Source organism: Nocardioides potassii, assembly GCF_021648885.1.
In the GTDB taxonomy this organism is placed as follows: domain Bacteria; phylum Actinomycetota; class Actinomycetes; order Propionibacteriales; family Nocardioidaceae; genus Nocardioides; species Nocardioides potassii.
Genome location: NZ_JAKJHZ010000011.1, coordinates 206,167 through 223,619 on the forward strand (window position 1 = coordinate 206,167; position 17,453 = coordinate 223,619).

Genomic DNA, 17,453 nt, shown 5'->3' on the forward strand with positions numbered 1-17,453 from the left:
GGCGGTGGTTCGGACCGGTGGCAGGATGGCGGGCATGTCGACGGGGTACTGGGACCAGGTGCAGGCCGCCGACTTCGAGGTCCCGGCCGACCGCCCGCTCGACGACCTGACCGCCGAGCTCACCACGATGCTGGGCTCGACCCAGCCGGAGGTGCGCGACGGCACTGCCTACCCCGCGCTGGCGACCTGGATCGACCGTGGCGTCTACGACGACCTGCTCGCCGGGCTCGGCGACGGCATGGTCGCCGGCCTGTCGGTGGGGCTGGGCGAGGCGGGCACCGACACCGTGTTCCGGCGCAGCTTCAGCGCACTGATCGTCGGTGAGTGCCTCGAGCGGGACAACGCGCACCACCTGCTGCCCGTCGACAAGATCCTCGACTGGGGCGACCGCCTGGCGGTCTGGTTCCTCACCGAGAAGGACACCCGCGGCTTCGTCCCCGACAAGGGCTGGGCGCACGCGATCGCCCACGGCGCCGACGCGATCGGTGCGCTCGGCGATTCGCCGCACCTCGGCGCGGCCGAGCACCAGGCGCTCCTCGACGTGCTCGCCGAGCGCCTGGTCCAGCAGCCCGTCGACGAGCCCCTCGCTGCTGGTGAGCCGGACCGGATGGCGCACGCCGCGATGCGCGTCCTGCGCCGCGGCACGCTCGGCGTGGACGTCCTCGAGCCGTGGGTGCACCGCCTCGGCGCGGCCGCCGACCCGTTCGGCGGCCCGGTGGACCACGACCCGTTCGCAGCGACCGCGGCACCGCAGGCCTTCCTGCGCGCGCTCTTCCTCCAGCTCTCGCTCGCCGCCGAGCCGCCCGAGGTCCGCTCCGACCTGCTGCTCGTCGTGATCGAGGCGCTGCGGCTGACCAACGCCCCCTTCCTCCGGGCGCGTACCAGCGAGTAGCCGCCCGCTAGCCTCTGCTCATGAGCGAGCAGAGCGAGACCAGCGAGATCTCGGGCCACAGCGGCGAGCTGGCCGTGCACGTCGCCCGCGCCCACGGCGTGGAGACCATGTTCACGCTCTCCGGTGCCCACGTGTTCCCGATGTACGACGGCGCGGTCAAGGCGCAGCAGGCCGGGGTCGAGCCGCCGATGCGGCTGCTCGACGTGCGCCACGAGCAGACCGCCGCGTTCGCCGCCGAGGCCACGGGCAAGCTCACCCGCGTGCCCGGCCTCGCGGTGCTCACGGCAGGCCCGGGCGTCACCAACGGCATCAGCGCGATCGCGCAGGCGCAGTTCGCCGGCTCGCCGATGGTCGTCGTCGGTGGCCGCGCCCCGCAGAACCGGTGGGGCACCGGCTCGCTGCAGGAGCTCGACCAGCCGCCGATCATCGCGCCGGTCGCCAAGGCGGCGAGGACGCTGATGACCGCCGGCGACGTGGCCGCCGGCATGGACGAGGCCTTCACGCTCGCCCGTTCCAGCCACCGCGGCCCGGTCTTCGTCGACGTGCCGATGGACGCCTTCTTCGACTCCTCGACCGGCGTCGTCGGCTCCGGGGACGGCACCCGTGTCGAGCCCGACGCCGACGCGATCGGTGCGATCGCCCGCCTGCTCGCCGAGGCGAAGCGCCCCGTGCTGATCCTCGGGACCGACGTCTGGGCCGACCACGCTGAGGCCGCCGCGCTCCGTCTCGTCGAGGACCTCGGCATCCCGACGCTCACCAACGGCATGGGCCGTGGCGTCATCCCCGGCGGGCACCCCTCGCTCGTGACCAAGGCCCGCGGGGCCGCACTGTCGGGTGCCGACCTGGTGGTCGTGGTCGGCACGCCGCTCGACTTCCGGCTGGGCTACGGCCAGTTCGGCGGGCCGGACAAGAACCCGGACGGCGCCTACGCCCGGGTCGTCCACATCGCCGACTCCCCCGGCCAGGTCTCGGGCCACGCCGAGCTGGCGGCCTCGGTCGCGGGCGACCTGACCACGGTGCTCGACGGGCTCCAGGCCGCGATCGAGCGGGGGGACAAGCCCGACTGGACCGACTGGGCCGGCGACCTGCGCGACCAGGTCAGGGCCGCCGCCGAGCGCGACGCGCAGCTGCTCACGGCCGAGGCCGACCCGATCCACCCGGCCCGGATCTACGGCGAGCTGGTCCCGCGTCTGGCCGACGACTCGGTCGTGATCGGCGACGGCGGCGACTTCGTGTCGTTCGCCGGCAAGTACGTCGAGCCGAAGCGTCCGGGTGGCTGGCTCGACCCCGGCCCCTACGGCTGCCTCGGCGCCGGTCTCGGTGCCGCAATCGCGGCCCGCATCGCCCGACCCGACGCGCAGGTCACGCTGCTGCTCGGCGACGGCGCGGCCGGCTTCTCGCTGATGGACGTCGACACCCTCGTGCGCCACGACCTGCCGGTCGTCATGGTGATGGGCAACAACTCCGCGTGGGGCCTCGAGAAGGGTCCGATGCAGATGCTCTACGGCTACGACGTCGTCGCCGACCTCGCCCAGCGCACGCCGTACGACGAGGTGGTCCGGGCGCTCGGGGGCGCCGGCGAGACCGTCACCGACCCGAAGCAGATCGGCCCCGCGCTCGACCGCGCGTACGCCTCGGGCGTGCCCTACCTCGTCAACGTCATCACCGACGTCGAGGCCGCCTACCCGCGCAACACCTTCGGCATCTGAGGCTTGCGGGGTGACCGGGGTGGAGGTCCGCCGGATCCGGCCCGAGGAGCTCGAGCGTGCCGGCGACGTGTGCGTCGCGGCGTACGACCCTCTGCTCACCGGCGCCGAGGACGACTACCGCGACCGGCTGCGCGACGTCGCCACCCGTGACGCCCAGGCCGAGGTGTGGGTGGCGGTGGTCCACGACGAGCTGGTCGGTGTCGTGACCTACTGCCCGCCCGGCTCGCCGTGGCGTGAGATCGGGCGCGACGACGAGGGCGAGTTCCGGATGCTCGCCGTCGACCCGACCGCGCAGGGCAGCGGCGCCGGCACGGCCCTCGCCCGGCTCTGCGAGGAGCGCGCCCGCGAGCACGGCGCCACTGGAATGGCGCTGTCGTCCCTGGCGACGATGACGACCGCGCACCGGATCTACGGCCGGCTCGGCTACGAGCGTGAACCGGGTCGCGACTGGTCGCCTGTTGCCGGGGTCGACCTGCTGGCGTTCAGCAAGAGGCTCTGAGACCTCAGCAGCGGGCGACGCTCGAGGGGTCGGTGACGTCCGCGAAGCACACCCGTCCTGTGGGGAGCGCGGCGATGTCCGTCCCTCCGACCCGGGCCCACTGCCACGAGTCCCACGACCCGTCCTCCGCCTCGACCACCGTCACGACGGCGCCCGCCTTCGTCAGCCACGTGCGGTACGCCCGACCGTCGGAGTCCGAGCCGGTGCCCAGCGGGACGTCACCCACCGGGCGCAGGGCGACCAGACCGGCCAGGTCGGCGGTCTGCGCGACCACCTCGGCGACCGCGGGATCCGCCGCCGAGGCGACGTAGACCGACGCGGCGTCGAAGCCGACCAGGTAGGTGGGGCTGACCGTGCTCACCCGCGGGTCCGGCGCGCTGAGGGCGTAGACCAGTCCGTCGGCTCCGGGGCCGTCGACCACCAGGGTGCCGCCGCTGCCGTCGTCCTCGACCCGGGCGCGGTAGCCGAGGCCGCCGTCGTCCAGCGCGACCTCCCCGCCGATCCCGATGGTGTCCGTCGCGGCGGGCTGCACGGCGGGGAGCGAGTCCGCCTGGTCACCGTCGCAGTCGTGCCTGCCCTCGACCGTGGAGTCCTCGGCGCAGCCCTGGTCGGTGGGCCGGAGCACCCCGTCGTCGCCCAGCTCCCAGCGCCACGTGTCGAGCACGATGCTCTCCGGGCGCAGCAGGGTCATGTTGCCGCGGGCGAACGCGTTCACCGAGCGGCTGGACCAGACCTGGCCGCCCTTGATCCACCAGTCCTGCTCGTGCACCAGGTCGTAAAACTCGGTCTGGCTGCCGGGCACCGCGACGTCACCGGACTGCAGGAGGTCGGGGTCCGCCGCCAGCATCTCGACCAGCAGGCCGTCGCGGAGGTCGAACACCAAGGGGTGCCCGGCACCACCGACGGCCGCGAGGTCCTCCCACGGCAGGACGAGCTCCTCGTCGCCGTCGCCGTCCGCGTCGATCGCGCCCCGCGCGGTCACGCCGATGGTGCTGGTCAGCTCGGCGATGCCCCACGACTCCTCGCCGGTCGAGCTCAGGGTGGTCTGGAGGCGGACCCGACCGGCGTAGTCGTCGGTCTTCTCCGAGAGGAACTGCACCTTCTCCCGCACGCCGTCTCCGTCGAGGTCGACACGCGCGGGCCTCGACAGGTCGTCGGCCTTCCAGTCCCGCCCGACATCCGCGGGCATCTCCAGCGTCGGGCCGTCGGGCTGCGGCGCGATCCGGTCCGAGCGCTCGCGGCCGCCGACGCCCTGGACGACGATCCCCAGCACGAGGAGGACCGCAGCCGCGGTGGCGAGCAGCACCCACGGCGACTGCCAGCGTGGGCGGAGCGGCACGACCGTGGCCAGCGGGGTCAGGTCCTCGTGGCGGACGAGGTCGGCACGCGCGGCCAGTGCGTCGCGTAGGCGTGCCTCGATGTCGGTGCTCATCGCTGCTCCTTCCCCGAGGTCGTCGTCATGATCTTCTCCAGGGCCGCCAGCGCGCGGCTCGCCGTGGACTTCACGGTCCCCTGGCTGATCCCCAGGGCGGCGGCGATCTCCGCCTCGCTGAGGTTCGACCAGTAGCGCAGCACCAGCACCTCGCGCTGCCGCGGCGCGAGGGCGTGCAGCGCTACGAAGACCTCGCGGTGCTCCTCGGCCAGCACCGCGGTGTCCTCCGGGGTGGGTGGCGGCAGGGCGTGGGGTGGCGAGTACGCCCTCGCCGTACGGCGTCGGCGCAGGGCCGAGCGCGACGCGTTGACCACCGACACGCGCAGGTAGGCCAGCGCCTTCGACGGGTCCTTGATCGCCCCGGGCCGGCGCGCGAGCGCGGCGAAGGCGTCCTGGACGACGTCCTCCGCCGAGGCGATGTCGTCGACGAGCAGGACGGCCAGCCGGACGAGCGAGAGCCGGTGCGCGGCATAGAGCTCGGTGATGTCCACTGCCGGCTGCATGCCCGCGCTCGCCTCCCGCCCGATCGACCTCGTCCCCGTGTCCACGTCTGGTAGACGCCTGCCCGTCGCTCAGGTTGCCTGATCGACCGGACCAGTTGCGGGACGCGAGCAGGGCGGGCGACGGACGGCCGTCACACGCCGTGCCAGGCGCCCAGCCACGACGCGAGGGTGACCTCCTCGGTCCACGGACGCAGCGTCGTGTCGAGCGGTCCGCCGGAGGGGGCGAGGTCGGGTCGGTCCCACCGGGCCGCGCGGCGCAGCAGCCGCAGGTCCTCGAGCACGGCCCGGCCCCCCGCGGCCTCGCGGCTGCCGACCTCCCCGTCGAGGCCCTCGACCAGCTCGGTCCACGCGATGCGGTCGCCGTACAAGCCGCTCCGCACGTCCAGGTGGACACGCACGGTCGCGGGCAGCGGGTCGTCGGCCTTCACGACGCGTGGGTCCTCGCCGGCGAGGAGGCGGTGCTCCTCGCCGAGCCGGACGACGGCGCGCGGCAGCGCCGCCAGGAGCGAGTCGAGGGTCACCACGGCCTCGGCCGGCGCGAGGGAGGACGCGAGCGTGACGGCCAGGTCGGCCGGGCCGCGGAGCAGCCCGCGCCACGTCGTGCCGGCCGCGGAGGTCGTGTCCGCGACGGCCATCGTCTCGTGCAGCTTGGCGGACGGGTCCGGGGCGCGCAGCCCGGCGTCCGGGCCGTCGTGCCACGCGACGGCGTCCGCCCGATGGGCGAGCAACCCGCCGGCCGTCCAGGACCGGTGCGCGAGCTCCCAGTCCTCGCCACCATAGGCGCGGAAGGACTCGTCGAACCCGCCGATCTCGTCGTACCACCACCGCGTGCAGGCAAGCACGGCGCTGATGACGAACCGGTGACCGGTCGCGTCGGCGTCCAGCAGGTCGCGGGTCTCGGCGTACGCCCTCCTCAACCACTCCGGCTCCGGCAGCTCCTCCCCCGTCCCGGAGAGGTCGGCGTGGCGCCGACGCCCGACGACGAGCGTCTCGGGCAGCGACTCGGGCAGCGCGACCATCCGCTCGACGAAGTCCGGCTCCGGCGTCGTGTCGGCGTCGAGGAGCACGAGCACGTCGCCGGTGCTGGCGGCCACGCCGAGGTTGCGCACCGCGGCCGCCCGGAAGCCGTCGTCCTCCTGGCGCACGAGACGGACGCCGTCCGGCACGCGCGGGGGCTTCCGCGACCCGTCGTCGGCGACGACGACCTCGTCGGGCGGCCGGGTCTGTCGCTGCAGTGCTGCGAGGGTCCGGTCGAGCTGCTCCTGCTGCTCGTAGTGGGCGACGACGACCGAGACCGTGCGGCGTGGTGCGTCCGAGGGCGCGAGGTCCCACCGGTTGCTGCGGACGCTCGTGCCGAAGGGCGGCGCCGTCATCCGGCCACCGACGCCCACCACGAGCGGTAGGCCGCGGCGGTGTCCTCGAGCCGCGGTCCGAGGTCGGTCCCCGGCTCGATCCAGGTCGACCCGGGTGAGCGGAGCGCCTCCTCGAGCCGCGGCACCAGTGTCGAGTCGTCGAAGAGGGTGAGCGTGCCGGGGCGCAGCGCCGCCATCTCCCGGGCGTACGCCCCGTCCCGCACCAGCGGCCTGCGGCCGGCCGCGATCCACGAGTTCACGCTCCCCGACGCCGACACGTTGCGGTGTGCGGCCACCGGTACGCCGACCCGGCGCAGCGCGTCGCCCACCTCGTCCTCCGGAACACGGCCGGCCACCTCGACCGGCACGCCGCGCTCCCGGCTGGTCCGCAGGAGCTCGTCGATCTCGTCGTCGTGGTTCTTCGCGGCGTCGCCGAGCACGCGCACCGAGACCGGGTGGCCGGCGCGGCGCAGTGCCGCGGCCGCGCGGGCGACCTGGCGGTGGCCCTTGCCGGGGTAGATGAAGCCGAAGACGCCGAGGACGTGGGGATCCGTGTCCGCGCGCACCCCGGTCGTGCCCTGGATCGGCAGCGGGATCACCGTCCCGTGGGCGTCCGCGATGCTCCAGCGGTTGATCAGCGCGTGCTCGTGCCACGAGTTGGTGGCCCACGCGTGGCTGGCCCGCACGATGCGCGCATATGCCGCCGTACGCGCGTGGAAGCGGGGGCCGTCCGTCGGCTGCGGCACATCGTGCAAGGTCACCGTCAGCCGCACCCGCCTCGCGAGCTCCTCCACGAGGTCGGCCGCAGCCGTGGGATCAGGCGAGATCAGCCGGTCGGTCACGTGCAGGTGCGTGTGATCGCCCTCGTCGAGCCGCCTGGCGTCACGGACGACGAGCGCGCCCGCGGCTCCCGCCACCTCCCCGGCGTAGCGCGTGACGCCGTGCGTGTCGGGCCCGATCAGCAGGTGGTGCGGCACCTGCGTCGTCGTACGCGGTCGGGGGGAGGTCGTCACCTCAGCATCTTGACCGTCCAACCTTTGGCGAGGCCTCATCCGAAGGTGGGCAGTACGTCCTGTGGAAGGCTGCCGGCATGGACCGCCCAGAGCCCGCCACCCTCACCTTCGAGGTCACCGACGACGACACCGCTCTCGCCGTGGGCAGCGGCTCGCTGCCCGTGCTCGGCACGCCCCGGCTGCTCGCCTGGCTCGAGGCTGCGACCTGCGCCGCGCTCGAGTCGCTGCTGCCCGAGGGCTCGAGCAGCGTCGGCACCCGGGTCCAGCTCGAGCACCTCGCCGCCAGTCCGGTGGGCGCCTCTGTGGAGGTCTCGGCGTCCAGCGCGTACGTCGACGGGCGGCTTCACCGCTTCACGGTGAGCGCACGGGATGTCGGGTCGGGGAAGGTGCTCGCTGCCGGGGAGATCACGCGCGTGGTGGTCGACGCGGAGCGTTTCCTGTCGCGGGTCTGACAGCCCGGCGCCGCCACCTGCCTCATGCCCGGGCGAGCTGCCGGACCGGGATCCGGACAGTGAGGTCGTCGGCGCCCATCCGGATCCGTCCACGCAGGCCGCTGCTGAGGACGAGCGGGAGCACGGCCGGGTTGTCCGCCGCGGTCCGTACGACGATCTCGTCGGCACCGGCGCCCCTGGCCGCTCTCGCAGTCTCGAGCAGCAGTCGCGAGCCGATGCCCCGGCGACGCCAGGCCGGCTCCACGCCCAGGTCAACGTGCCAGGCACCGTCGTCCTCGACGACCCACGTCGCCGAGCCGATGGCCACACCGCCCACGGTTGCCCGCACGACCGAGTCGGCCACGTCGTACACCGGGTCGTCGCCGAGGGCATCCGGCTCGGGGGCACGCTGGGCGGCGGCGAGCACGTCGGTCACCAGCTCGGCGAGCGCGGTCCCGCGGGCGTGCTCTGCTGCGGTGAACGGCGCCGTCCGTCGCAGCTGCACGAGCACGTGCCCGATGTCGAGGTCCATCCCGTCCATGACGTCACCCAGGTCGGAGGGGTCGGTCTCGGCGTCGAACAGCTGGGCCACCACGTCGGGGAACCTGGCCGGCTGCGCCAGGATGCTCCGCGCGGCCAGGACGTACCGGGTGGGCTGGTCGGTCAGGGACGCCTCCGTGCAGGGCAGCACGCTGACCCTGGTGCCGCCCGAGCCCTCCACCAGCTCCGCGAGGTCGGAGAGCCCCCAGTCATCGGGGGTCCGCAGCACCAGCTCGTCAGTCACCCGGTCGATGCCCGGGTGGACGTGCAGCCCCAGAATGTTGACGCCCGCCGCACCGCAGCTCGCTGCGAGCTCCGCGAGGGCGCCCGGCCTGTCGGCCAACGTCGTCCGCACTCTCCACAACATGCCGCCGACGATGCCGCATCGATGTTTCCGGAGGTTGCGCACGACGTTTCGCGCCGGTCACGAGTTGTGCCGCGCCGCGAGCACTGTTGTGCGACGGGCGGGTCAGCGAGCCGTCCATCCTTGCCGCTATCAGTGCGCGGATCGGCCGGCGTGGCGGATCTTGGGCTGAAAAGTCAGCTCCTGTCCGCGGTGGGTTCCGTCCACCCGGCGCGGCTGAGTTCGTACCCAACCTCGCCGTCCTTCCAACCAACGACCTGCCGCCGATCTGGAACGGCATCCCACGACGCGTACTGCTTCAACCCCACCTTCTCCAGCACCCGGCGTGACCCGGTGTTCGCTGCCATCGTGGAGGCGACGACCCGGTCGATGTCTCCGCATGAGAATGCCTGGCGAATCATCGCCTCGGCGCCCTCCGTCGCAAGTCCGCGGCCCCACCCCGTGACGGGCAACCGGTAGCCGATGCCCGAAATCTCGGGTTGCCCTTTGAATGATGAGGCCGACCACCACCCCACGAAGGTGCCAGCCTCGAATCCGGCCCAGTACCCGAGTCCGCGCGCCACGTCGCTCTGGTGGTCGAGGCGCTGCCGCCACTCTGCGGCGGTTTCGGCAGGCCCTGCAGGGCGCCCCTGGATGTAGGTCATGACTTCTGGGTCGGCGTTCAGGTCGACCATCAGGTCCAGATCGGCGACGCGGACAGGTCGAAGCATGAGACGAGCTGTCGATAGCGATGGGAGTGCTCTCGCGCGAGATCCAGGTTCCGCCACTCGGGCGACCATAGCGGTCGAACAACGTCACGAGCCTTGAGAACGTCCCACATGCCGCGATCAAGCCACCCTCATCTGGAGTTGTGCGGGACGTATCTGCGAGTCTCGGCGAGACTCGGTGGCATGGACTTCGATCACGAGTCGGCTCTGCGGCTAGGTGGTTGGGACCCTCGCTACGCGGTGGTGTTGGCGGCGTCCGCTTGCGACGGAGCCGCTGCGGCTCTCATCGATACCAACGGCGACGGTGCTGATGTGGATCTCGATCAGTACCAGCAGGCGCCGGACGGGCGCTGGGTTGAAGTGGCTAGTGGGAACTGCGACGACTCCGGCGCGTTCGCGACCGGGTTCATGGCCGTCGCATGGGGGCGGGCACTCCCACGAGCCCTGGTCACCCTCCAGTTCCAGGCTGCCATGCACGACGTCGAATGCACGGATCAGGGCTGGTGGATGTTCGTGATGGCAAGCCGCTCAGGCGACACACCGACGGTCGCCGCAATCGCGGAAGCAAGCCACTGAGCCAAACGTCCGGATCTGCCGATGAGGGTGTGGCTTGGACTCCGGGGCTCGAATGAGGCGGTTTCGGGCTCACACCGCAGGACCCGGGATGCAACCGGGCTTTCCGGACGACGACCACCGGGCGCTGTCCCTGCGTTGACAGCAGCGTACGTCCGGATCTGCCGCGATGCGTGCGTCGTCCCCCGCCATTGCCTCGGGCGCGCGTACTACGCGACGTACAGGTCAACACCCATGGGCGCGTCGATGATCATCCTCGCCTTCTCCGGGTGGATCGGATGGGTGCCGGTGTGGTCGACGATGAAGGCGAGGCCGTGCGGGGTGAGCCAGACGTAGCGACCGTCGCCGCACTGGCGTGAGGCGTAGCCCGCATGGGTCTTCCAGCGGTGGTGTCGGCGGCCGAGGGGGCCGGAGTTGTGCGAGCCGGTCTGTCCCGGCGGCGGTTCTCGTCCTGTCTCGGGGTTGCCGTGGTCGTAGGGCACGGGGTGGTCGAGGTCGACGCGTCGGCTGGTGGACGTCGCCCAGGGCCAGTAGTCGCCGCCGGTGACGAGGTGGACCTGGTCACGGAGCGACTCGGGGTGCTCGTAGGCGGTGTAGCGGACCCGGTCGGAGAGGTCCTTGACCGGCTGGACCTTCACCACACAGCCGCGAAGCATCTCGTCGAGGCGGGCGAGGCTGACGGGACCCAGACCCTCGACACGAGCCACGCCGTCGGCGCCGTGGAGGGCGGCTTCGTGCAGGTGGACGTGCAGCACGACCTTCGGAGCGAGCGGAGTGAGGTCGATGCCACGCAGGGCGTCGAGAAGATCCGCGGGGAAGGCCAGGGCGCGAACCAGTCCTGCCCCAGTGTCCTCGGGCTCTTGCTCTGCGCCGGGCGCATCGAGATCGAGGTCGAGCTCGGACTCGTCGCCAGCACCGGTGTGCTCGAGCAGGAGCGTCAGCAGCTCGACCGGCCGCGCCAGCCACCCGAACGCCAGGGCGCGGAGCTCGTCGGGGCTAGCGTCAGCGTTCAACGGCTCGAGGATCTCGGCGACGCGGTGCACTATCGCGTCCACCGCGACGGCGTCGCCTGCCTCGACGCGGGCAATGAGGGTGCGCAGGCCGTGCTCGTCGGTGCGACCGAGGCCGATGTAGCGGCGGCGGCGTTCGGCCTCGCACCGCGTCTCGTGCAGGTCGGGGTCGGCCTCGATGACCTTGGCCTCGGCGACCTCGAGGAGCCGCCCGATTCCCTCAGAGGCGATCAACCGGGACACGGCGGTGTCGACGACGTGGACCTTGTCGGCGGGGAGGTGGCGCGACATCTTCGCGACCTTCCGGGCGACCCACACCTCGCACTCGCCGCGGCGGGCGACCTGCCAGGTCAGCGGGAGCCGGTGCTCGAGGTCGAGGACGTCGGCGAGCATGTTCTGCGTGGCGGTGACGCCGGCGCCGCGTGCCAGGGCGATCTCGCCGAGGCAGAAGTCCTGAACGCCGGGGGTGCCCTCCCCGCCGACCTGGCGCAGCACGTTGCCGACGCGGCGCGCGAGGTGGCCGTCCGGTCCTTCCGTGGGATCGGCGGAGTGCAGGGCTGCCCAGGCGGAGAGGAGCTCGAGCTTGGCGACCTCGGCCAGCCGGGACGCTCGCTCGGCCTCGGTGACGGCGGCCAGCAGGGCCTTGCCGTCGAGGTCGAGGAGGTCGCTGTCCATGTCCTCACGCTAGCCGCCACCACCGACAACGAATGCCCCGATTCGCGCTCGGATCCATCCAGTGGACGGCTGTTTTCGACGATGTGAGCGATAGTGCTGCGAAGTTCTTTCGAGGCTCGTCGCTGGGGCTCCTCACCCCTCAACCACCGCGGGTCCAGGGCTTGTGTGCTGGTCGACCACCGAAGAAGAGCGCTACACGCGCCGCGTCTCGTACGCCCACATCGCCACCTCGACGCGGTTCCGGGCGCCGAGCTTGGCCATCAGTGCGCCGATGTGGGTCTTCACGGTGCTCAGGCTGATGTGCAGCTCGGCGGCGATCTCGTGGTTCGTGCGACCGCGCGCGAGGAGGACGAGCACGTCCTCCTCACGGTCCGTGAGGGGCGACAGCGGCTGGGCGGGCGCGACGGGGCGCTCGAGCGAGGCCAGCGTGCCGAGCAGGCGGCGGGTGATGTCGGGGGCGATGAGCGCGTCGCCGTGGGCGGCCGCCTCGATGGCCTGCACCAGCAACGCGGGCCCCGCGTCCTTGAGCAGGAACCCCCGGGCGCCGGCGCGGAGGGCGCCGAGGACGTACTCGTCGAGGTCGAAGGTCGTGATGACGACGACGGCCATCGGGTCCGCGACCCCCGGCCCGGCCAGCTGCCGCGTCGCCTCGACGCCGTCGAGGGCGGGCATCCGGATGTCGAAGAGGCAGACGTCGGGTCGCAGCTCGCGAGCCATCGTCACGGCCTCGTAGCCGTCCCGCGCCTGACCGACGACCTCGATCCCCGGTTGCGCGTCGAGGATCATGGTCAGCCCGGTCCGCACGAGGTCCTGGTCGTCGGCGACCACCACGCGGATGCTCATCGGGCCACCTCGCGCGGGAAGGTCGCTGCGACCGTCCAGCCGCCGGAGGCGTCCGGCCCCGCGGAGAACGTGCCGCCCAGCAGCGTGGCCCGTTCGGCCATGCCCAGCAGGCCGTAGCCGCCGCTCGCAGCCGGGTGAGCCTGTCCGTCGTCGTGCACGCGCAACCGTACGACGTCCGCGTCCCCGACGACCTCCACCGAGACGGCGGTCGCCCCCACCGCGTGCCGGATCGCGTTGGTCACCGACTCCTGGCAGATCCGGTGCACCGCGACCTCGAGCGGTTGCGGCAGCCCGTCCAGCGGTCCGGAGCGACGTACGGACACCAGCGGGCTCATCCGGGCCAGGTCGTCGAGCTCGGCGATGCCTCGCTGCGGGGCGAAGTCGGCAGCGCCCTCGCGCAGCACCCGCACCACCGCGCGCATCTCGGCCAGCGTCCGCGAGGCCTCCGCCTCGATGACGGCGAGCACGTCCACAGCCGCCGACGGGTCCGCGGCCGCGACCGCGCGACCCGCCTGGGCCTGGATCGCGATCGCCGAGACGTGGTGCGCGACGGTGTCGTGCAGCTCGCGGGCGAGCTCTCCACGCTCCTCGTAGCGCACCTGCTGCACCTCCCGCCGCTGCGCGAGCGCGCGGTAACGCATCGCGGCGCCCAGGGCGAAGGACGCGAGCACCACCGTGGCGCCCCCCAGCACGTCGCCGAGGTCGCCGCTGGCCGCAAGGCCGAGCACGACCGGCACGGCCACTGTCGCCGTACCGACCAGGGCGTCGCGCCCGGAGGCCCAGCGAAAGAGCGCGTAGGGCAGCAGCAGGACCACGACCATCGAGTCGAGCCCCACCTCGGGACGGTCCGCGAGCAGGGACGGCAGCTGCAGCACGAGCGCCCCGCCGAAGCCGATGGCGGTCACGAGCAGCGGGTGCGTACGGCGCCAGGGCAGCGCGACCACCACCACGAGCGCGACCACGACGGCGAGGGCGCGCATCGGCAGCTCCGGGCGCAGGACCGCCTCGACCGTCACCGCGGCCAGCATCCCGGCGAGCAGCGGCCAGTCCCACCAGACGCGGACCGGCGGGTCCGGGGCGCGGGGCTCGCCGAGGATCGAGCGGACGGTGGCGGCGAGCACGGGGTCAGCCTAGGGAGCCGCGACGCCGGCCGACGACGAACGCGGCCACGACCACGCCCACCGCAGCACGAACACCAGCAGCGCCACCTCGACGACCACGCCGAGGCCGTAGAACGCCAGCCAGGACTCCCCCGCCAGGTTGAACACCGAGACCGGGACGTAGAGCGTCGCGACCGCGAGGTTGAGCATCCGGTTCGCCCGGGCGGGCAGGGCCGCGGACAGCGCGACCATCAGCGCCGGGATCCCGACGAGGGCGAGCGACGTGGTGGCGAAGGTCTGGTTGGCCTCGAACTCGAAGACCCGCCCGGCGAGGATCTCCTCCAGCGCGCCGGGCCGGTAGAGGTGGAGGTAGTCGACGTAGACGTAGAAGAACATGAAGCTCGCCCAGGCCGCGGCGAGCCTGGCCTGCACCGGCAGCGGGCGGTCGTCGAGGGCTGAGGCCGCGGGGGCGAGAGCGGTGTCGGTCATGGACGGACCTTTCGTCGTGGGTTGGTGCGTCCACGATCGAGGACCGGCGACCCCGTTCCATCGGACCAGGGGCCGGAGTCCGCCGGCCTGAAGTACGAGAGAGGGAAAAGCAAAAGTCCCCGCCGTGGGCGGGGACTCTCACGATGACGTGTCAGAAAGACGCGTCAGGCGTTGGGGCGCTTGCCGTGGTTCGCGCCCTTCTTCTTGCGAGCGCGGCGCTTGCGTCCGGTCTTGCCCATGTCGTCCTCCTGGAATCGGTGCTCCGGCCAGTCTCTCAAAGGAGACCGCAAGGAGCCAATCGGCTCAGCCCTCGGTGATCTGGACCTTCACCTGGCGCAGCTGGAGCCGTACGCGCTCGCGCAGCGACTCCGGCGCCGACTCCGAGCAGGAGCGCTGGACGAGCTGCTTGACCGCCTTCTGGAGGTCGTGGCGCTCGAGGCACGGCCCGCACTCACGCAGGTGCATCTCGACCACCGCGCAGTCGGCCTGGTCGAGCTCGTTGTCGATGAAGTAGACGATGCGCTCGATGTAGTCGACGCAGTCGTCACGACCGTGCTCGTGCTCGCTCATGACCCGCTCCCGTCCGCCGCGGGGACGCTGGCCGCCGGCAGCAGGTCGTTGGCCCGGACGTAGTCGGCGAGCATGTCGCGCAGCTGGCGACGACCACGGTGCAGGCGCGACATCACGGTGCCGATCGGCGTGTCCATGATCTCCGCGATCTCCTTGTAGGGGAATCCCTCGACGTCGGCGAGGTAGACCGCGAGCCGGAACTCCTCGGGCAGCCGCTGCAGGGCGTCCTTCACCTCGGAGTCGGGCAGGTGCTCCAGCGCCTCCATCTCCGCCGACCGCAGGCCGGTGGAGGAGTGCGACTCCGCGCGGGCGAGCTGCCAGTCCTCGACGTCCTCGGACATCGACTGCTGCGGCTGGCGCTGCTTCTTGCGGTAGGAGTTGATGTAGGTGTTGGTGAGGATCCGGTAGAGCCAGGCCTTGAGGTTCGTCCCCGGCTTGAACTGGTGGAAGGCGCTGTAGGCCTTGGCGAAGGTCTCCTGCACGAGGTCCTCGGCGTCGGCGGGGTTGCGGGTCATCCGCATCGCCGCGCCGTAGAGCTGGTCGAGGAACGGCAGCGCGTCGCGCTCGAAGCGCGCGGACCGCTGCTCGTCGGTCTCGTCCTCGAGGGAGATCTCGGCGGAGCCCGGAAGGGACTTCTCGTCCTGGAGCGATTCAGTCATCGCCTCCCACAGTACCGCCGGGGTCGGCGGCACCGTAGTGGGGCGTTCGAGGGTCAGTGACGGCACACCAGCATCAACACCTCACGCCACCCGGGGATTCCCGACCACCTCACGGACCAGCCACTCGAGCGTCGACTCGACGACGATGCCCATCGCCTCGTCCTGGCTCACCTCGCCGCGGGCGGGGACCTTGAGGCCGTGGTCGGCGCCCGGGACGACGACCAGGTCGAGGCCGGCGACGTCGGCGGGGAACTCCTCCGGCCGGCCCATCGGGTCCCGCTCCCCCTGCACGACGAGCGTCGGCAACCCGACCCCGCGCAGCTCGGGGAGCCGGGTGGGCTCGGTCCGACCGGGCTGGTGGAGCGGGAAGGAGAGGGCCAGGCATCCGGTGGCGCCCAGCGCCTTCGCCGTACGGGCTGCGGAGCGGGCGCCGGCTGAGCGACCGCCCACCACGAGGGGTGTCCGCACCCGCATCACGTCGGCGGCGCGGGTCAGTGCGACGTCGAGGGTCGGCGGGGCGGTGGCGACCTTGCGGCCGGCCACCCGCCACGGCTGCTCGAACAGCACGACGGACACGTCCTGCGCGGGCAGGGCGTCGGCCAGCGCCCACAGGTCGCGGGACTCGACACCGCCGCCGGCGCCGTGGCTGAGCAGGAGCGTCGCGATCGGCCGGGTCGCGCGGCGGGTGTGCAGGCGGCCCTCCCCGTGGGGCGTGTCGACCGTGCGGACGGACGCCTTCTTCACGAGGTCGCCTCGAGAGGTACGACGAGCTCGGGCCCGTTGTTGCGCACGTTGCTCACCAGCGTCGGGACGGCGTAGGCCTCCAGCAGGCCGGGCGAGGCGGGGACGAGGAGCGAGGTGTCGCCGGGGTGGGTCGGGTCGAGCCACTCGTGCCAGCGGTCCTTCTCGACCATCAGCGGCATCCGGTCGTGGATGTGCCCGAGCTGGTCCTCGGCCTGCGTCGTGATGACCGTGCAGGTCCACCGGAACCGGTCGGGGTCGTCCTCGGCCTTCGTCGGGTCGCGCCAGATCTCGTAGAGCCCCGCCATGGCCAGCACTCCCCCGTCCTTGGGACGGATGAAGAACGGCTGCTTGACCGGCTTGCCCTTCGCGTTGGTCTGCGAGGTGGGGTACCACTCGAAGTAGCCGTCGGCAGGCAGCAGCGCGCGCCGCGACGCGAACGCCTTGCGGTAGGCCGGCTTCTCCGCGACGGTCTCCATCCGCGCGTTGATCATCCGGTTGCCGATGGACGGGTCCTTGGCCCACGACGGGACCAGGCCCCAGGTGAGCACGCGGAGCTGCCGCTGGGGAGGCGCGTCGGAGTCCCGCGACGGCGGCCGCTCCACGACGGCGTAGACCTCCTTGGTCGGCGCCACGTTGTAGTCGGGGGCCAACGGTCCGGCGATCCGGCTCTCGACGACCTCGAACTCCTCGATCAGGTCGTCGGAGTCACGGGACGAGGCGTAGCGGCCGCACATGCTGCGACCCTAACGTCAGCGACCGACGCCCGGCAGAGGCCGGGACTCAGGCGCGCGCGAGCTCGTCGAGCAGCGACCCCGCGAAGTGGTCGGTGCCGGGCAGGCCCTCGATCCAGAGCCGCACCGGGCCGTCGTCCGGTGTCGCGTCGGGCGTGGCGTCGAGCAGCGTGGCGAGCACGCGGACCCGGCGGCCGAGGAGGTCGTCGCGGCGGCACAGGATCCCCACCCGGTGCGTGCCGAGCCGCGCGATGGTCTCGTCGCGGGCGAAGACGGTGCGCGCCAGCTCGCCGGCGCGGGCGAGCCGCATGGCGCGGGTGAAGTGGTCACCGGCCTCGTCCGACGGGTCGCCGGGCGGCAGCGCGACGACGACGAGCGCATGACCCGGTGCGGCGCCGTCCTCGGAGAGCCGGTAGAGCTCGGACAACCGGCTGCGCAGGTGGGCCTGGCTCGCCAGGCCCGTCAGCGGGTCGTCGCACGAGAGCTGGTGGAGGTAGCCCAGCGTCGTCTCGGTCCACGCGGTCACGAGCGCCCCCACGGCGTCGTACGACGGATCGCCGGCAGCCACCTGCCGCCAGGTGTCGCGCATCCCCTCGAGCGCCTCCTGCATCGAGGCG

At 72.6% G+C, this 17,453-nt stretch carries 21 protein-coding genes; 5 read left to right on the forward strand and 16 right to left on the reverse strand.

Annotated elements, in window-relative coordinates; all coding sequences use genetic code 11:
- Positions 1-34 precede the first annotated feature (34 nt).
- From L2K70_RS19285 to L2K70_RS19295, 3 genes are read left to right on the forward strand one after another with little or no spacing between them, the layout of a single operon-like run.
- A complete protein-coding gene (locus L2K70_RS19285) occupies positions 35-892 on the forward strand; it encodes a DUF2785 domain-containing protein (protein ID WP_236404943.1) in 858 nt (285 codons plus the stop codon).
- Between the two features lie 20 nt (positions 893-912).
- Positions 913-2,601: an acetolactate synthase gene (locus L2K70_RS19290; protein ID WP_236404944.1), complete on the forward strand. Its 1,689-nt coding sequence runs from the start codon at positions 913-915 to the stop codon at positions 2,599-2,601.
- Between the two features lie 10 nt (positions 2,602-2,611).
- Positions 2,612-3,100: a GNAT family N-acetyltransferase gene (locus L2K70_RS19295; RefSeq protein WP_236404945.1), complete on the forward strand. Its 489-nt coding sequence runs from the start codon at positions 2,612-2,614 to the stop codon at positions 3,098-3,100.
- Between the two features lie 4 nt (positions 3,101-3,104).
- Here the strand turns inward: L2K70_RS19295 and L2K70_RS19300 are convergent, their stop codons facing one another.
- The 4 genes from L2K70_RS19300 to L2K70_RS19315 all read right to left on the reverse strand — a co-directional run bounded on the left by L2K70_RS19300 (position 3,105) and on the right by L2K70_RS19315 (position 7,400).
- Complete coding sequence (locus tag L2K70_RS19300) at positions 3,105-4,532, reverse strand: hypothetical protein (protein ID WP_236404946.1); 1,428 nt, start codon at positions 4,530-4,532, stop codon at positions 3,105-3,107.
- On the reverse strand, positions 4,529-5,035 hold the full coding sequence (locus tag L2K70_RS19305) for a SigE family RNA polymerase sigma factor (RefSeq protein ID WP_236404947.1): 507 nt from the start codon (positions 5,033-5,035) through the stop codon (positions 4,529-4,531). Before L2K70_RS19305 ends, L2K70_RS19300 begins: the two co-directional genes overlap by 4 nt.
- A 131-nt stretch (positions 5,036-5,166) precedes the next feature.
- Positions 5,167-6,408, reverse strand: coding sequence for a glycosyltransferase (locus tag L2K70_RS19310; RefSeq protein ID WP_236404948.1), 1,242 nt, complete (start codon positions 6,406-6,408; stop codon positions 5,167-5,169).
- Positions 6,405-7,400 carry a glycosyltransferase family protein gene (locus tag L2K70_RS19315; protein WP_236404950.1) on the reverse strand — a complete coding sequence of 332 codons (996 nt, stop codon included), beginning with the start codon at positions 7,398-7,400 and terminating at the stop codon, positions 6,405-6,407. Before L2K70_RS19315 ends, L2K70_RS19310 begins: the two co-directional genes overlap by 4 nt.
- A gap of 77 nt (positions 7,401-7,477) precedes the next feature.
- On the opposite strand from L2K70_RS19315, the gene L2K70_RS19320 reads away from it, so the two are divergent.
- Complete coding sequence (locus tag L2K70_RS19320; RefSeq protein ID WP_236404951.1) at positions 7,478-7,852, forward strand: thioesterase family protein; 375 nt, start codon at positions 7,478-7,480, stop codon at positions 7,850-7,852.
- Positions 7,853-7,874: 22 nt separating this feature from the next.
- Here L2K70_RS19320 and L2K70_RS19325 read toward each other — a convergent pair whose 3' ends face one another.
- Together L2K70_RS19325 and L2K70_RS19330 are read right to left on the reverse strand one after the other, a co-directional pair.
- Positions 7,875-8,738 (reverse strand): GNAT family N-acetyltransferase, encoded by an 864-nt coding sequence (locus L2K70_RS19325; protein WP_236404952.1) that lies wholly within the window; start codon positions 8,736-8,738, stop codon positions 7,875-7,877.
- Between the two features lie 173 nt (positions 8,739-8,911).
- On the reverse strand, positions 8,912-9,445 hold the full coding sequence (locus L2K70_RS19330; RefSeq protein WP_236404953.1) for a GNAT family N-acetyltransferase: 534 nt from the start codon (positions 9,443-9,445) through the stop codon (positions 8,912-8,914).
- 180 nt (positions 9,446-9,625) lie between these two features.
- Here L2K70_RS19330 and L2K70_RS19335 point away from each other — a divergent pair, with 180 nt between their 5' ends.
- Positions 9,626-10,018: a hypothetical protein gene (locus L2K70_RS19335; RefSeq protein ID WP_236404954.1), complete on the forward strand. Its 393-nt coding sequence runs from the start codon at positions 9,626-9,628 to the stop codon at positions 10,016-10,018.
- 206 nt (positions 10,019-10,224) lie between these two features.
- Here L2K70_RS19335 and L2K70_RS19340 read toward each other — a convergent pair whose 3' ends face one another.
- The 10 genes from L2K70_RS19340 to L2K70_RS19380 all read right to left on the reverse strand — a co-directional run.
- Positions 10,225-11,700 carry a hypothetical protein gene (locus tag L2K70_RS19340; RefSeq protein ID WP_236404955.1) on the reverse strand — a complete coding sequence of 492 codons (1,476 nt, stop codon included), beginning with the start codon at positions 11,698-11,700 and terminating at the stop codon, positions 10,225-10,227.
- Between the two features lie 192 nt (positions 11,701-11,892).
- A complete protein-coding gene (locus L2K70_RS19345) occupies positions 11,893-12,543 on the reverse strand; it encodes a response regulator (RefSeq protein ID WP_236404956.1) in 651 nt (216 codons plus the stop codon).
- Positions 12,540-13,664 (reverse strand): sensor histidine kinase, encoded by a 1,125-nt coding sequence (locus tag L2K70_RS19350; RefSeq protein ID WP_236404957.1) that lies wholly within the window; start codon positions 13,662-13,664, stop codon positions 12,540-12,542. Before L2K70_RS19350 ends, L2K70_RS19345 begins: the two co-directional genes overlap by 4 nt.
- A gap of 9 nt (positions 13,665-13,673) precedes the next feature.
- Positions 13,674-14,132 (reverse strand): DUF6326 family protein, encoded by a 459-nt coding sequence (locus L2K70_RS19355; protein WP_236404958.1) that lies wholly within the window; start codon positions 14,130-14,132, stop codon positions 13,674-13,676.
- A 164-nt stretch (positions 14,133-14,296) separates the two neighbouring features.
- Positions 14,297-14,371 (reverse strand): 50S ribosomal protein bL37, encoded by a 75-nt coding sequence (locus L2K70_RS21875; RefSeq protein ID WP_369759046.1) that lies wholly within the window; start codon positions 14,369-14,371, stop codon positions 14,297-14,299.
- Between the two features lie 64 nt (positions 14,372-14,435).
- The gene (gene rsrA, locus L2K70_RS19360; RefSeq protein WP_236404959.1) at positions 14,436-14,702 is read right to left on the reverse strand and encodes a mycothiol system anti-sigma-R factor; all 267 of its coding nucleotides are present in this window, start codon (positions 14,700-14,702) and stop codon (positions 14,436-14,438) included.
- Complete coding sequence (locus tag L2K70_RS19365; RefSeq protein WP_236404960.1) at positions 14,699-15,361, reverse strand: sigma-70 family RNA polymerase sigma factor; 663 nt, start codon at positions 15,359-15,361, stop codon at positions 14,699-14,701. The genes rsrA and L2K70_RS19365 overlap by 4 nt, the downstream gene beginning before the upstream one ends.
- 81 nt (positions 15,362-15,442) lie before the next feature.
- Positions 15,443-16,105: an alpha/beta hydrolase family protein gene (locus L2K70_RS19370; protein ID WP_236404961.1), complete on the reverse strand. Its 663-nt coding sequence runs from the start codon at positions 16,103-16,105 to the stop codon at positions 15,443-15,445.
- Complete coding sequence (locus tag L2K70_RS19375) at positions 16,102-16,839, reverse strand: SOS response-associated peptidase (RefSeq protein ID WP_236404962.1); 738 nt, start codon at positions 16,837-16,839, stop codon at positions 16,102-16,104. The genes L2K70_RS19370 and L2K70_RS19375 overlap by 4 nt, the downstream gene beginning before the upstream one ends.
- Before the next feature lie 46 nt (positions 16,840-16,885).
- Positions 16,886-17,453: hypothetical protein (locus L2K70_RS19380; protein WP_236404963.1), on the reverse strand; the 568-nt coding region annotated here is incomplete at its 5' end.

Bases quoted from the DNA above. Each gene is read 5' to 3' on its own strand.
- L2K70_RS19285 (WP_236404943.1), top strand. From the start codon at position 35: ATGTCGACGGGGTACTGGGACCAGGTGCAGGCCGCCGACTTCGAGGTC.
- L2K70_RS19290 (WP_236404944.1), top strand. From the start codon at position 913: ATGAGCGAGCAGAGCGAGACCAGCGAGATCTCGGGCCACAGCGGCGAG.
- L2K70_RS19300 (WP_236404946.1), bottom strand. From the start codon at position 4,532: ATGAGCACCGACATCGAGGCACGCCTACGCGACGCACTGGCCGCGCGT.
- L2K70_RS19305 (WP_236404947.1), bottom strand. From the start codon at position 5,035: ATGCAGCCGGCAGTGGACATCACCGAGCTCTATGCCGCGCACCGGCTC.
- L2K70_RS19310 (WP_236404948.1), bottom strand. From the start codon at position 6,408: ATGACGGCGCCGCCCTTCGGCACGAGCGTCCGCAGCAACCGGTGGGAC.
- L2K70_RS19320 (WP_236404951.1), top strand. From the start codon at position 7,478: ATGGACCGCCCAGAGCCCGCCACCCTCACCTTCGAGGTCACCGACGAC.
- L2K70_RS19325 (WP_236404952.1), bottom strand. From the start codon at position 8,738: ATGTTGTGGAGAGTGCGGACGACGTTGGCCGACAGGCCGGGCGCCCTC.
- L2K70_RS19330 (WP_236404953.1), bottom strand. From the start codon at position 9,445: ATGCTTCGACCTGTCCGCGTCGCCGATCTGGACCTGATGGTCGACCTG.
- L2K70_RS19335 (WP_236404954.1), top strand. From the start codon at position 9,626: ATGGACTTCGATCACGAGTCGGCTCTGCGGCTAGGTGGTTGGGACCCT.
- L2K70_RS19340 (WP_236404955.1), bottom strand. From the start codon at position 11,700: ATGGACAGCGACCTCCTCGACCTCGACGGCAAGGCCCTGCTGGCCGCC.
- L2K70_RS19345 (WP_236404956.1), bottom strand. From the start codon at position 12,543: ATGAGCATCCGCGTGGTGGTCGCCGACGACCAGGACCTCGTGCGGACC.
- L2K70_RS19355 (WP_236404958.1), bottom strand. From the start codon at position 14,132: ATGACCGACACCGCTCTCGCCCCCGCGGCCTCAGCCCTCGACGACCGC.
- rsrA (WP_236404959.1), bottom strand. From the start codon at position 14,702: ATGAGCGAGCACGAGCACGGTCGTGACGACTGCGTCGACTACATCGAG.
- L2K70_RS19365 (WP_236404960.1), bottom strand. From the start codon at position 15,361: ATGACTGAATCGCTCCAGGACGAGAAGTCCCTTCCGGGCTCCGCCGAG.
- L2K70_RS19375 (WP_236404962.1), bottom strand. From the start codon at position 16,839: ATGTGCGGCCGCTACGCCTCGTCCCGTGACTCCGACGACCTGATCGAG.